The sequence below is a fragment of the Brevibacillus sp. genome (assembly GCF_003521185.1).
Taxonomy (GTDB): Bacteria; Bacillota; Bacilli; order Brevibacillales; family Brevibacillaceae; genus Brevibacillus; species Brevibacillus parabrevis.
Genome location: NZ_DOTK01000039.1, coordinates 1 through 12,463 on the forward strand (window position 1 = coordinate 1; position 12,463 = coordinate 12,463).

Genomic DNA, 12,463 nt, shown 5'->3' on the forward strand with positions numbered 1-12,463 from the left:
CTAATTTAGTGTAGCCGATCCAAGGGAATCCGATGTAATTCAAGGGGGCATTTTTATGGCAATCAAAAGAAAAGTGGACCGATCGGCAGATTACCGAGCATTTTGGCATTCAAGATAAAGACCGTGTAAAGAAATGGGTGAGAGAGTATCGACAATGGAGAGAGTTGGCCTTCTGGATCAGCGAAGCCGATATGTCCAAAGGGTGAAGGGGGGGAATGAGATGCTAAAAAAGTGTTTGGAAATCTGGATGCAGGAGGTGTCAAGCACAAGTACAGAACCATCAAGGAAGTAGCTGGCCATACAAGCGTCACGGCCAAATCCATAAAAAGGTGTAGGATGTCATGATGAGTAAATATATGTGTGCAGTCTGTAGTCTGTGGTTACCATGAGCTGAATTACCCGCAATGGGACAAAAATGGTTTTCCAACGCACGAAATATGCAATTGCTGTGGATTTGAGTCTGGGTTCGATGATGATGCAAAGGACAATCCAGAGTCAATTGAAGAATATAGGAGCAGGTGGCTTCGTGAGGGGGCTAACTGGTTTAGTTCATCAAAGACAAAACCTTTGAATTGGGATTGGGCAGCACAGCTAAAAAGAATCGATGTGGATAGTTCTTAGACGTTTCTGCGAATTTGAGATCGCAACTCCATTCTCTCCACAAGCGCAAGTTCCGGTTCGGGTGCGGGGAGTTGTTGCAAGAAAAACAGACACGTACATGTGACGTGTCTGTTTTTGCTGTGGCAAAACTATTCAATGGAAAGCTCTCTTGCTTCTATTACTGGAACAAGGGAAGAGCCGATGTTTTCGTATTTTTCGCCGTTCTTTTTGTATATATGGTTGGGAGTTGTCAGCTGATAAATTTCTTTCCCGTATAAATCTGAGTGGGTGCTTTTAAGAAAGAGTAAATATTCTCCTGCCTCCAATTTTATTTTTTCTTCTTCGACAAGAGGAAGAAATTTACCGCTTTTCTTTTGTTTCAATCCAACTGGAACGTAAAGCTCAATCATTTCGTCTTTTTTGAGAGCGTGACTGCTGTTGTTTTTGGCGGACTCTGCTACTTTGACTTCGTACACGCGTGAAATTTCATAAAGCCCTTTTTCGTCAGGCAGTTCTACTTCTACTTCCGTATATTGTTCGGGAACAAAGCCTGTCACAATCAGATCCGATTTCTTCATCAGCTTGTCTTTTTCTTTATAGGCTGGGCTTAAAGCAGTAGTTTCCTGACGATCGCTTTTTTTGTATTCGTTCAGAGCGACAACAGAACCCACTCCCAGTAATACAGCTAACATACTTGAAAGTACCGTTATGGAAAGCTTTTTCATTTCTTTTCTCCACCTGTCTTTTGGTATCTGAATAGGTCGAGTTGTGGTCAAGCCCTGTTTAGTGGACATTGAAAAAAGTCCTGGGCAGCAAGCTGATGTCGGTACTCAACTGGCGTCAGCTTCTGAGTCCCTCCTGGTGGTGCCAAACTGGCTTTAAAACATTATCAAATGTCTGCACAAGAGTGCCAAATAAATGACAAGGGATCGTCAGGTTTGACTCTTCGCAGGAGACAGATAAACAGTGGTTCATTGAAATCGTAAACGACTCGCATCAAGAAATTTCACCGGAGAGACAGCGAGGGCAAAGGGAAGGCTACCTGAATGGACGATGGAGCGGCAAGCTGTCTGCCAGAATCGAACTGGCGGAAGAGATGAAAAATACACCCAATGATCAGCAACGCGCCTGAAGCGCATGCGCAATCGCCTATCATGACCAGCCCCACAACGTAACAGTTAACGACCAAAACTAAAAACACTCTACCGCCCCTTACGCACCGAGGCGAGTCAGAGTGTTTTTGCATTTGCCTCACGAACAAATGAACGAAACCGCAGAACCGTCCCCCGCCAGCTTGCCAAGCAGCAGCTATCTACCATTACATTTAGTTCAGCCGAAACAGCTTATGCCAAATAGAAGTTTTCCGCTCGGCGTCCTGCATTTTTGCCAACTGCACCTTGGCGTCCATGATGTCGCTCATTGCTTTGGTCAGGCGGCGGTCGCGCTCCTTCAGGCTGGTGCGAATGTACGCTTCCTGCTTTTCCAGACGGGCGAGCAATGCCTGCTGGTTCTCGTCCTGTTGCTTCACGTGGAGCGCCAGTGCGTGCAGCTTTTCATCGATGGCTTCCAGTGCTTCCAGTGCTTCTAGGGCGTCTTCATTTGCGGCAGGGTGAGTGACAGGGGCGAGGGCAACCGCGACAGCCGTTTCGTTTCGGGTCGTTTCCACCTGGGTTTGGCTGACGATCATTTGCGCCGCTTCTTCCTGGGGGATGAGCTGATCTTTGGTCAGCCGATAAAAGCGTTTCATGCAGGATACATCCAGCTGGCGATACTCGCGGCGGTTTTGGCTGTCTCGCAGGAACCAGTAGCCGTGCTGTTCTAAGAGCATGCTCCATTTGCGCAAGGTGCTCGCGCCAATTCCCAGCATCTCGGCGACTTCCCTGCCGCTGTAAGTCCGTTCTCTGGCAACAAGCTCAATGACGTCTCCCATGTTTACCCCTCCTGACGCAGAGTGCGTTCGTACGTTTTCTACCCCTTTTCTGTGCGCCAAAAGGGAAATCCTTTTGGAATCGTGCGACAAATTCCAGCAGCGTTCGAAACCCGTGCACGACTGTTTGTCCGGCTCTGCCAACTGGCGGAAAAACTTGTCTATTTGACGGGAAAAGCGGCAATCGGGACAAATGACGGACGGGTACAAGTACATTTTCTGTTTGTCTGTGCATCTGCTCAGTAGGGCTATGCCAAACGTACATAGGATGCTTACAGAAGGAGGGATTGACCATGGCATTCAGAGACCAGGTGAAACGATTCGAAGGGAAAAATGTAAAGGTTGAGACTGTGAATGGCAACTTTTTCGGCAAGCTGGTTGAAGTGAAATCCAGCACGATCATCCTGCGTGAACACGATAATAATCGCCGCACTATCATCCGTGATTCGAAAATCATTGCCGTTACAGAACACGACCACGATTGCTAAGCTTCCAAGGAAGTCTTGGCAAGAAAAAAGTTGTTCCTCAGGCTGTCGAGCAATCGGCGGCCTCTTCTCTTTTTGGGCAGCAACTGTTCAGGTGGATTTTATTCCCACCCCTGGACGTGGTAACATGATAGAGTACAAAACGATAATGAAAGAGGGCAGGGGATACCATGTTGGAAATCCGGTTTCACGGACACTCTTCCGTGCAGTTGACCAGTGAAGGTCATTCGATCATGATTGACCCGTTTATTTCGGGAAATCCGCTGGCAAAAACAAAGCTTGAAGACATCCACGTCCAGTACATCCTGCTGACGCACGGACATCAGGACCACATTCTCGATGCGGTGGAACTGGCAAAAGCGAACGATGCCACGATCGTTGCGACGCATGAGCTTGCTACATACCTTGGCTGGCAAGGAGTAAAAACGATTTCCATGAATCTGGGCGGATCGGTGACGCTGCCTTTTGGCAAAGTCAAAATGACACAGGCGTTCCACAGCTCGGGCGTGGTGCTCGATGACCAACAGCAAATCGTCTACATGGGCATGCCGGGCGGATTCGTATTCGAGCTGGGCGGCAAAACGATCTATCACGCGGGAGATACAGGCTTGTTCGGGGATATGAAGCTGATCGGCGATTCCCACGACATCGATCTGGCGTTTTTGCCGATCGGAGACGTGTTCACGATGGGGCCGGAGGATGCCGTGAAGGCTGCTGAGTGGATCGAAGCCGACTACGTTGTGCCGATTCACTATGACACCTTCCCGCCGATCAAGCAGGATGGAGACGCCTTTGTTGCGACATTGGCCGAAAAGGATATCAGAGGCAAAGCGCTCAAGCCGGGAGAGATTTTGCGCCTGCCGTAGCTTGAGCACTTGTTTTGCGATTGCAAAAAACCGCTCGTCTCGAAAAAGGGACAAGCGGTTTTTCTTGTTTTGCCAGGAGTTATCAGAAACCCCATTTTTGTAGCCGCATGTAGCCATAGACGCCGATCAGAGCAGCAATAGCCACGATCACTCGAAAAAGTTGTTCCGGGAAGGGCGAGACGCCAAATCTGTCTGCAAGCCCGATTTCACTGGCATCTGCTTGCCACATTACGGCTGTGACGAGCAGCACGACTGCACCAAATATGTAAAAATAGCCGATTAAGGTTACTCCGAGAGGCCTGTTCATTTGCTTGCCTCCTTTTATCAGGCAATACGCATTCTAAACTTGACGCTGAAAAAAAAGCAAGGGACTATCTTTGAAAATACGGCATGAAAATGGTAGCGACTCTCATAGACATAGAAACATAGGAAAGGCAACTTGGCAAAAAGGAGAGGGTTGTCTGAATGAGTACGCTGCATCATGTTTTGCTATTTTTCACTGTCATTGTCCTTTATTCGCTGGCGAGCTTCGCCTTTCCAGTAGGCGGGGCTTGGTATGCTTCATTAGCCAAGCCCGACGGAACGCCACCCGACTATGTGCTGGGAACGGTTTGGTTTCTTTTGCATGCGCTCATCGCCGCTTCTGTCGTTCTTTCGGTTCGCCGCAGGCAAATGAACCGGGAGCTGCTTCTATTATATGGAATCAACTGGTTTTTTCATCAGCTGTTTCCGCTTTTGTTCTATGGCTTGCAGCTCCCGTTTCTTGCCGCTGTCGATACGCTCCTGATTTTGTACTCGACATGGGTCCTGATCCGGGCGATCCGTCCTCTGGACAAAATCGCTTCCTCGCTCTTGATTCCGTACTTGCAGTGGAGCGTATTTGCCATCTACTTGGCTGTTTCGTTCTGTGTGCTGAATTTGTGAGCGCTGAGCGCTGCTTGGCTTACAGTCCTTCGACGAGTCGCTTGGCCCGCACAGCGGCTTCCCGCTGGATTTCTTCCCAGGAAATGAGCGTCAGTTCGCGGTTGCGCATCAATATTTCCCCGTTGACGATGGTCGTATCGACATCTGCTCCGGTAGCGCTGTAAGCGATGAGCGAATGCAAGTCGTGGAGGGGAGAGAGATGCGGCTTGTTCGTATCGATCAGGATGAGATCAGCCCGCTTGCCGACCTCAAGTGTGCCAACCTCGTGATCGATGTGCAGCAGCTTGGCGCTTTCAATCGTCGCCATGCGCAAAACTTGCTCGGCAGGCAGGACAGTCGGATCGCCGTAGTGCAGCTTTTGCATCCATGATGCCGCCTTGATTTCGGCAAACATGTCGAGCGTTGTGGCGCTTCCTGCTCCGTCCGTACCCATTCCGACGGTGACACCTTGCGAGAGCAGTTCCGTCACAGGCGCGATGCCGCAGCCGAGCTTCAGGTTGCTGACGGGATTGTGCGCGACACCGCCGCGCATGCCGCGAAGCCGTCCGACGTCTTCCAGATCGAGATGGACAGCGTGGGCGAGCAGGACGTGATTGTCGTGGAACACCCCAAGCTCGTGCAAATACTCGGTAGGAGTCTGGTTGTATTTTTCGCGGATTTTGGCCACTTCTTCGCGCGTTTCCGCGAGGTGAATATGCAACGGGATTTGCCGGCTTCTGGCCAGGGCGGATACTTCTTGCAGCGGTTGCGGAGGGCACGTGTAAGGTGCGTGCGGCCCGAGCATCGTCGTGATTCGGCCGTCTGCTGCACCCGACCATTTATCAATCAAATCGAGGGCTTCTGTCATGCGGCGGCCGCCGTCATCTTGCAAAAAGACGAGCCCGCGAGTCAGGGAAGCTCTGATTCCGCTGTCCTGCACCGCTTCGGCGACAGCATCCATGTGCACGTACATGTCGGCAAAAGCAGTCGTGCCGGATGCGATCATCTCGGCAATGCCAAGCAACGTTCCCCAGTAGACGTCTTCTCGCGTCATGCGCGCCTCGGCAGGCAGCATTTTTTTGTCCAGCCAATCCATCAGCTTCAGGTCGTCGGAAAAAGCGCGCAACAGCGACATGCTGGCATGGTTGTGCGCGTTGATCAGCCCTGGCATGGCTATCCTATTTTTCGCCTCGATCACGGTGCCGGTGCTTGCACTCGCCTCAATCGCTTCCGCCATCCGGACGATCCGGCCATTCTCGATCAAAATGTCTCCGATCCACGGCTTTTCCTTTTCCACCATCGTCATGATGTGGCAGCCTTTAATCAGCAATGTTTTCATTTCCGCTTCCTCCTTGGTATCTTGTTCGGTTGTTAGCGTAAAGCTTCACGCCACGGCAGAGTCAAGGATGATTTGCCGTGAAAAAACAGCATCGGGCGGAAAAGCAGTGCTGATTTGCAGGTTTCTGTAATATTGTTTATTAGATAACAATTGACGCAGGAAATAATGCTACATAAAATGGAAGTAAGATTCGGAGGAAGAAAGCGGTGGCGCATATGTTAAACGGAGGACTTGTCAGCTTGCAGGCGATTTTGGATGAGTTGAAACCATCCGAACGCAAGGTGGCAGAGTATATAGTAGCTCACCCGGAAGACGTGGTGAAGCTGTCGGTGCAAAAACTGGCGGAGCTGAGCGGAGTGTCCGAGGCGACGATCATTCGTCTGGCTCGCTCGCTCAATATGAAAGGCTATCAGGAGTTGAAGCTGCGAATCGCGGGCGATCTGAACAAGCAGACGACTCCCACGAGCTATCAGGAAATCATGATGGAAGGCTCGGTAGAATCGATCATGCAGGCGGTCAGCTGGAACAACATCCAGTCGATCCAGGACACTCTCTCGGTTTTATCAAGCGAGGAAGTGAAGCGAGCGGTCGAAGCGCTGTCTACAGCGAGAAAAATAGATGTATACGGCGTGGGAGCTTCCGCCGTCATTGCCGATGACATCAAGCAAAAATTTTGCCGGATCAATCTGTGGTGCGAGGCGTACTCCGATTTTCACGCCCAATTGACATCGGCAGTCAATTTGACGCCAAACGATGTAGTGATCGGCATCTCTTATTCCGGGCAGACAGAAGACATCATTCAGTCGCTGACGGAAGCGAGACAGCAAGGGGCTACCGTCATTACGCTGACCAAGTTCGGCCCTTCTCCCGTAGCGGAGCTGGCCCACATTCGGCTCTTTACCAGTTCGGTCGAAAAAAGCATTCGCAGCGGAGCGATGGCATCACGCATCGCACAGTTGAATGTCATCGATATTTTGTTCATGACCATGGTCAGCAGAAAGCAGGAAGAGGTCATACCATTGCTGGAAAAAACCAGGCTGGCTGTCAGCCGTACGAAGCGTTCATCCAATTGACAGCGGAAGGAGGGGAAAGCATGAAGGCGATCGAAACATTGTTGCAAAGCTGGATCGACGAGAAATTGTTGCCGGGAGCCGCCCTGCGCATCGTACGGGAAGGGCGGACCTGCTTTTCTCTCGATGTTGGCGCCACGAGTGTAGCTTGCGGCCAACCGATTACAAAAGACACGTTATTCGATTTGGCGTCCCTGACGAAGGTGACGGCGACATTGCCCGCCGTGCTGCTCTTGATGCAGGACGGAAAGCTTGCGGCCGATGAGCGGATTGGCGCCTTTTTTGCGGATTGTCCAGCAGATAAGGCTGAGATTACGATTGGGCAATTGCTCACGCACACATCCGGTTTGCCCGCTGATCTGGAGGTGCGCACAAGGAACAGCGACATTGACCTGCCGGGGCTTTTGTATCGCCAGCCGTTGCTTTACAAGCCAGGCGAGCAGGTCGTTTACAGCGATCTCGGCATGATCTGGCTCGGTTTGCTCATTGAAAAACTGGCAGAGAAGCCACTGGATGAGTTTGTCACGCAGCGCGTATTTGCTCCTTTGAAAATGGAACGCACCTGTTTCCGTCCAAGTGCCAGATGTTTTCCGAATATTGCGCAAACAGAGTATTGTTCGCTCACAGACGCGTACATCTGCGGGGAAGTGCACGATGAAAAAGCATTCGCCATGGGAGGCGTCGCAGGCCATGCCGGATTGTTTTCGACGGCTGACGACTTGTGCCTGTACGCCAAAAGCTGGCTGTACGCCGACCCTCCCTTGCTGGCAAAGCAGTGGCGCGATGAGGCTGTCCGCAACCATACGGCGCACGCCAATGGCAGTCGCGGTTACGGCTGGGAGCTGAATCAGACAGGAACGTTGCTCAGTTGCGGCCAAAATTTTCACTCTACCAGCTACGGACATACAGGCTTTACCGGAACAAGCATCTGGCTCGATCCGGTACGCGAGCTTGCTGTCATTTTCCTCACCAATGCCGTTCACCTCGGGCGCAATCATCAGCTTAGGCAACTGCGGCCTATTCTGCATGACGCTGTCACGACCGCTTTGCAAACGGTCTGACTGGATAAAGCGAGAGCAGCAGGAAGGATCGGTTCGAAGAAAAAGGGGGAGGGTTTGCGGATGAAGCAGTTCCGTCTTCACAAGGTGGCATCTGTCTGTTTGATTGCAGCCATGGCGCTTGTCGGTTGCAGCTCGCAAGGAGGGGAGAAAGCCGCGCCAGGCACTCAGCCAGGCGCAAGTGAAGGGAGCGGACAGCAAGTGACGCTGTCCATGCATAGCTGGCGCGTCGAGGACACGGAAGGCTACAAGGCGATTATCCAAGCATTCGAGGCCGAAAATCCGAATATCAAGATCGACTTCAAGCCGTTCAAAGCGACGGAGTACAACACGATTCTCAACACAGCGCTGCAAAGCGACAGCGGGCCGGACATTCTCCAGTTGCGGCCATACGCCCCGGGCATTTCGCTTGCGGAAGCAGGGTATTTGGAACCGCTGGACAACATCGCAGGCATCTCGGCTTTCCCCAAAGACGTCCTCGCAGCAGCGACAGGCAAAGACGGCAAAGTCTACGGCGTCCCACTCTCCCTGAACTCCACGCAATTTTTCTACAACAAGAAAATTTTCGAGCAAAACGGCCTGAAGGAACCGAAAAGCTGGGATGAACTGATTGCAACGGCCAAAACGTTGAAGGAAAAAGGAATCGTTCCGATTTCGTTTGGAGCAAAAGAAGGCTGGCTGCTCTCCTTGAGTCACGGCGTCATTGCGCCAGCGAGCTACAGCGGCAGCAGTTACATCGACAAGCTGCTAAAAGGCGAGAGCAATTTGCAAAGTCCCGAGTTTCTCCAATCCATTTCACGAATGCAGGAACTCATCCCTTATTTCCCGGAAAATTATGTTGGGCTTGAGTTGAATGATATGCGCACGCTGTTTGCGACAGAAAAAGCGGCGATGTTCATCAATGGCAGCTTTGAGCTGGAAGGACTGAAAAAGCTCAACCCTGACTTGCAGCTCGATTTCTTCCCGATGCCGACCAACGATCAAAAAGCAGTCATTACGACTTGGGTAGACGGCTCTTATGCGGTGAACGCCAAGTCGAAGCATAAGCCGGAAGCGTTGAAGTTCATGGAGTTTATGGCGACGAAAAAATTCGGGGAGCTGTTTGCCAACCAATTCAAGCGGATCAGTGCAGTGCCGGGCGTGTCGACTGATGATCCGTTGGTGAACAAAATGGCGGAGCTGTCCCAATCCAGCTCGACACCGTATTTGATGGTCGTTCATTTTGCCGAGGGCAAACCGACGACGAAGCAAGCGCTGGAAAATGCACTGCAAGGCATGTATTTGGGCAAGCTCACACCGGAACAGGTTGCAGAGGAAATTCAAAAGTCAGCTGCCACCTGGTTCCCTCCATTTAAAAAGTAGGCCGTGATGACAACAGGCGGGAGGCAAAGGCAGGGCAAAACTCCCGCCTGTTGATTTGTTAAGGGGGTGGAGAACATCGGTACGATGAACAGGCACACGATTCAACCGAAGGGGCGGGCTCGCTGGTTGATCCACCTGTTTCCTTTGCCCGCGCTGATCATTTACACGCTGTTTGTCCTGTACCCGATTGTGAGCGCCTTTTTGTATAGCTTGTACGATTGGGATGGGATCAAGCGCGGAGTATTTGTCGGGCTGAAAAATTTCGTCACGTTGTTTACAGTGGAGCCGTTTCATGAAATGTTCTGGAATGCTTTCGGGCACAACGTCTACTATTTTGTCATCGAGATGATCGTGCAAAACGGCATCGCCTTTGGCCTGGCTTTTCTCATCTACCGCAAAATTCGCGGCGCGGCTTTTCTCAAGATGGCGTACTTCATGCCGAGACTTCTGTCGGTTATTGTGATTGGGTTTTTATGGAAATTGATTTTGAATCCGAATTATGGCGCGTTGAATACGCTGCTGACAGAAATCGGGCTGCAACAATGGGCCAAACCGTGGTTGGGCGACCCGGATACGGCGCTGCTCGCGATCATTTTGATCAACTGCTGGTTCGGCATCGGCTTTGCCATGCTCATATTTTTGGCGGGGCTTCAGGCGATCCCGGAGGAGCTGATTGAGGCAGCCAGGCTGGATGGCGCTACGGGCTTCCGGCTGTTGTGGAAAATCATCCTGCCGTTGTGCATGCCTGCGATTACGATTATGACCATTTTCACCTTTATCCAGGCGTTTGAAGCTTTTGAGCTGGTGTATGCGATGCAAGGCTCGATGGGCGAGCCGTTTCGGTCGACGGATACGCTTGCCGTCTATTTTTACCGATTGGCGTTTTCCAGCGCGGGCGGGGCGGGAGACGTGGCGGTCGGACTCGGTTCTGCCCTGGCTGTCGTGCTGTTTTTCATCGTCGCATCCGTATCGGCCGTCTCGCTCTACTTGATGCGCAAGCGTGAAGTCCAGCATTGAGCGATCAGGCGTGTGGCAAATGGAACGTGAAGGGAGGGATGCGGGTGAAAACGAACGTGGGCAGCAAGGCGATCTCGTATGTCGCCGCGTATGTGTTTGCATTACTGTCGCTGTATCCGATCGTCCTGATGATTCTTTCTTCCTTGAAAACAAACATGGAAATATTTTCAAGTCCCCTGTCTCTTCCCAACTCTTTCAGTCTGGATACGTATAAAAAGCTGTGGGAAGCCGTGCCCTTTGCCGACTTTTTGCTGAACAGTGTTTTCGTCAGTGGCATGTCGGTCCTGCTCATCACCGTTTTTTCCGCGATGGCGGCCTTTTACTTGTCCCGCTTTTCCTACAAATGGACGGGGGCGCTCTATTTCTTTTTCATTATCGGGCTGATGATTCCGATTAAACTGGGGATTGTGCCGTTGTTTTTGCTGATGAAAAATATCGGGCTATTAAATTCGCTCTGGTCGCTGATTCTCATCTACACAGCAAGCGGGATTCCCATTTCCGTGTTTATTTTGACAGGGTTTTTCCGGACCTTGCCTGTGGAACTGGAGGAAGCGGCGCGAATCGATGGCTGCAATCATCTTCAAGTGTTTTGGCGGGTGCTTTTGCCGTTGATCCGGCCAGCGCTTGCGACCGTTGTGATCATTAATTTCATCCACGCCTGGAACGACTTCTTTTTCCCGCTGATTTTCATTCAGGAAGAAGCGCTGAAGACGATTCCGGTGGGGATGATGGTTTTGTTCGGAGAATACGAAACAGATTGGAGTCTGCTTTTTGCCGGATTGACATTGTCTGCTTTGCCGATGATCGTCGTATTTTTGCTGGCGTCGAAGCAGTTCATGGAGGGGTTGACCGCAGGTGCTGTCAAATGACGAAAAAAAATGGTTTATCGGGATAGATGGAGGGGGAACAAAGACAAAAGCGGCGATTTGCGATGAGCGAGGTCAGGTGCAGACGATCGCGACAGGCGATTCTTCCAATCCGTTGTCGCGTCCTTGGGCTGAGGTGGAAGCGACGCTCAAACAGCTCGTCACAACCGTATGCCAAGAGGCCCGGATCAGGGATGAAGAGGTTTCGGGCCTGTTCATCGGCCTGGGCGGTGCAGATCGCCCGTTTGTTCGGGAAAAAATCGATGCTGCGTTTGCTGAGGCGTGGCAGGAGCGGTTGTTCTTTGACAACGATGTGATCCCGGCGCTTTACTCCGGGACGTGGGGGCAGCCGGGGATCGTTCTTATCTCAGGTACAGGCTCGATCGCGTGTGCGCTGACGAGCGAAGGAGTGCGGCATCGCGTAGGTGGCTGGGGCTATTTGCTCGGGGATGAAGGCAGCGGCTTTGATCTGGGAAAAAAAGCGGCCGCGGCCGTTTTGCGCGCACATGACGGGCGCGGGGAGCCGACGGTTTTAACCGAGCTGTTTCTTGCCCATTACCATGTGTCCAGTCCGGAAGAGTTGATCGCATTCATTTACGGTGACGACAACCCGCGCATGCAGCTTGCCAGAGCCAGTGAGCTGGTGGAGCAGGCGGCAAGGCAGAAGGACCGTCTCGCGAACGGACTGATCCGGGAAGCGGCGGCTGCGTTGTGCGAACTGGCGCATGCTTGCTTGAAAAAGACGCAGGAAGCGCTCCCGGTTGTCCTCGCTGGCGGGGTGCTTGCACAAGACACGCTGGTCAGACAGCGCGTGCTCGCAGAAGCTTCATTTCCGGTTGTGATCCCTGAGGTTTCGCCTGTGATCGGGGCGTTGGTTGCAGCCATGACCCGCGCAGGCCACCGGGTGGACGAAAGCGTGGCAGAGCAGTTGCGAGAAAGCGGTACAGCCTTGGAGAAGAGGTGAGCCTCA

General features: G+C 51.9%; 13 protein-coding genes. 9 read left to right on the forward strand and 4 right to left on the reverse strand.

Features of this window, described 5'->3' with window-relative positions:
* Window positions 1–749 precede the first annotated feature (749 nt).
* Both DEP07_RS11510 and DEP07_RS11515 read right to left on the reverse strand, forming a co-directional pair.
* A complete protein-coding gene (locus DEP07_RS11510) occupies window positions 750–1,325 on the reverse strand; it encodes a hypothetical protein (protein WP_122962862.1) in 576 nt (191 codons plus the stop codon).
* Between the two features lie 599 nt (window positions 1,326–1,924).
* Complete coding sequence (locus DEP07_RS11515; protein ID WP_274874991.1) at window positions 1,925–2,530, reverse strand: hypothetical protein; 606 nt, start codon at window positions 2,528–2,530, stop codon at window positions 1,925–1,927.
* 290 nt (window positions 2,531–2,820) lie between these two features.
* On the opposite strand from DEP07_RS11515, the gene DEP07_RS11520 reads away from it, so the two are divergent.
* The gene (locus DEP07_RS11520) at window positions 2,821–3,015 is read left to right on the forward strand and encodes a hypothetical protein (RefSeq protein ID WP_122962864.1); all 195 of its coding nucleotides are present in this window, start codon (window positions 2,821–2,823) and stop codon (window positions 3,013–3,015) included.
* A gap of 167 nt (window positions 3,016–3,182) precedes the next feature.
* Window positions 3,183–3,878: a metal-dependent hydrolase gene (locus tag DEP07_RS11525; RefSeq protein WP_122962865.1), complete on the forward strand. Its 696-nt coding sequence runs from the start codon at window positions 3,183–3,185 to the stop codon at window positions 3,876–3,878.
* Window positions 3,879–3,960: 82 nt separating this feature from the next.
* On the opposite strand, the gene DEP07_RS11530 is transcribed toward DEP07_RS11525, so the two are convergent.
* Window positions 3,961–4,185: a hypothetical protein gene (locus DEP07_RS11530; RefSeq protein WP_122962866.1), complete on the reverse strand. Its 225-nt coding sequence runs from the start codon at window positions 4,183–4,185 to the stop codon at window positions 3,961–3,963.
* A gap of 158 nt (window positions 4,186–4,343) precedes the next feature.
* On the opposite strand from DEP07_RS11530, the gene DEP07_RS11535 reads away from it, so the two are divergent.
* Window positions 4,344–4,802, forward strand: coding sequence for a TspO/MBR family protein (locus DEP07_RS11535; RefSeq protein WP_122962867.1), 459 nt, complete (start codon window positions 4,344–4,346; stop codon window positions 4,800–4,802).
* 19 nt (window positions 4,803–4,821) lie between these two features.
* Here DEP07_RS11535 and DEP07_RS11540 read toward each other — a convergent pair whose 3' ends face one another.
* Window positions 4,822–6,120, reverse strand: a complete 1,299-nt coding sequence (locus tag DEP07_RS11540) for an amidohydrolase (RefSeq protein ID WP_287102522.1) — start codon at window positions 6,118–6,120, stop codon at window positions 4,822–4,824.
* A 215-nt stretch (window positions 6,121–6,335) separates the two neighbouring features.
* Here DEP07_RS11540 and DEP07_RS11545 point away from each other — a divergent pair, with 215 nt between their 5' ends.
* The 6 genes from DEP07_RS11545 (at window position 6,336) to DEP07_RS11570 (ending at window position 12,457) form a co-directional block, all read left to right on the forward strand.
* A complete protein-coding gene (locus tag DEP07_RS11545) occupies window positions 6,336–7,193 on the forward strand; it encodes a MurR/RpiR family transcriptional regulator (protein ID WP_122963250.1) in 858 nt (285 codons plus the stop codon).
* A gap of 20 nt (window positions 7,194–7,213) precedes the next feature.
* Window positions 7,214–8,251, forward strand: coding sequence for a serine hydrolase domain-containing protein (locus DEP07_RS11550; protein ID WP_287102523.1), 1,038 nt, complete (start codon window positions 7,214–7,216; stop codon window positions 8,249–8,251).
* A gap of 60 nt (window positions 8,252–8,311) precedes the next feature.
* Window positions 8,312–9,610, forward strand: coding sequence for an ABC transporter substrate-binding protein (locus tag DEP07_RS11555; RefSeq protein WP_173596080.1), 1,299 nt, complete (start codon window positions 8,312–8,314; stop codon window positions 9,608–9,610).
* Window positions 9,611–9,694: 84 nt separating this feature from the next.
* On the forward strand, window positions 9,695–10,627 hold the full coding sequence (locus tag DEP07_RS11560) for a carbohydrate ABC transporter permease (RefSeq protein ID WP_122962871.1): 933 nt from the start codon (window positions 9,695–9,697) through the stop codon (window positions 10,625–10,627).
* A 44-nt stretch (window positions 10,628–10,671) separates the two neighbouring features.
* On the forward strand, window positions 10,672–11,496 hold the full coding sequence (locus DEP07_RS11565; protein WP_242772366.1) for a carbohydrate ABC transporter permease: 825 nt from the start codon (window positions 10,672–10,674) through the stop codon (window positions 11,494–11,496).
* Entirely contained in the window at window positions 11,483–12,457 is a 975-nt protein-coding gene (locus DEP07_RS11570) for an N-acetylglucosamine kinase (RefSeq protein ID WP_173596081.1), read from the forward strand. The genes DEP07_RS11565 and DEP07_RS11570 overlap by 14 nt, the downstream gene beginning before the upstream one ends.
* Window positions 12,458–12,463 lie beyond the last annotated feature (6 nt).

What these genes read in the sequence shown, in the direction of transcription:
- DEP07_RS11510 (WP_122962862.1), bottom strand. Translation starts at nt 1,325, where the DNA reads ATGAAAAAGCTTTCCATAACGGTACTTTCAAGTATGTTAGCTGTATTA.
- DEP07_RS11515 (WP_274874991.1), bottom strand. Translation starts at nt 2,530, where the DNA reads ATGGGAGACGTCATTGAGCTTGTTGCCAGAGAACGGACTTACAGCGGC.
- DEP07_RS11520 (WP_122962864.1), top strand. Translation starts at nt 2,821, where the DNA reads ATGGCATTCAGAGACCAGGTGAAACGATTCGAAGGGAAAAATGTAAAG.
- DEP07_RS11525 (WP_122962865.1), top strand. Translation starts at nt 3,183, where the DNA reads ATGTTGGAAATCCGGTTTCACGGACACTCTTCCGTGCAGTTGACCAGT.
- DEP07_RS11530 (WP_122962866.1), bottom strand. Translation starts at nt 4,185, where the DNA reads ATGAACAGGCCTCTCGGAGTAACCTTAATCGGCTATTTTTACATATTT.
- DEP07_RS11535 (WP_122962867.1), top strand. Translation starts at nt 4,344, where the DNA reads ATGAGTACGCTGCATCATGTTTTGCTATTTTTCACTGTCATTGTCCTT.
- DEP07_RS11540 (WP_287102522.1), bottom strand. Translation starts at nt 6,120, where the DNA reads ATGAAAACATTGCTGATTAAAGGCTGCCACATCATGACGATGGTGGAA.
- DEP07_RS11545 (WP_122963250.1), top strand. Translation starts at nt 6,336, where the DNA reads ATGTTAAACGGAGGACTTGTCAGCTTGCAGGCGATTTTGGATGAGTTG.
- DEP07_RS11550 (WP_287102523.1), top strand. Translation starts at nt 7,214, where the DNA reads ATGAAGGCGATCGAAACATTGTTGCAAAGCTGGATCGACGAGAAATTG.
- DEP07_RS11555 (WP_173596080.1), top strand. Translation starts at nt 8,312, where the DNA reads ATGAAGCAGTTCCGTCTTCACAAGGTGGCATCTGTCTGTTTGATTGCA.
- DEP07_RS11560 (WP_122962871.1), top strand. Translation starts at nt 9,695, where the DNA reads ATGAACAGGCACACGATTCAACCGAAGGGGCGGGCTCGCTGGTTGATC.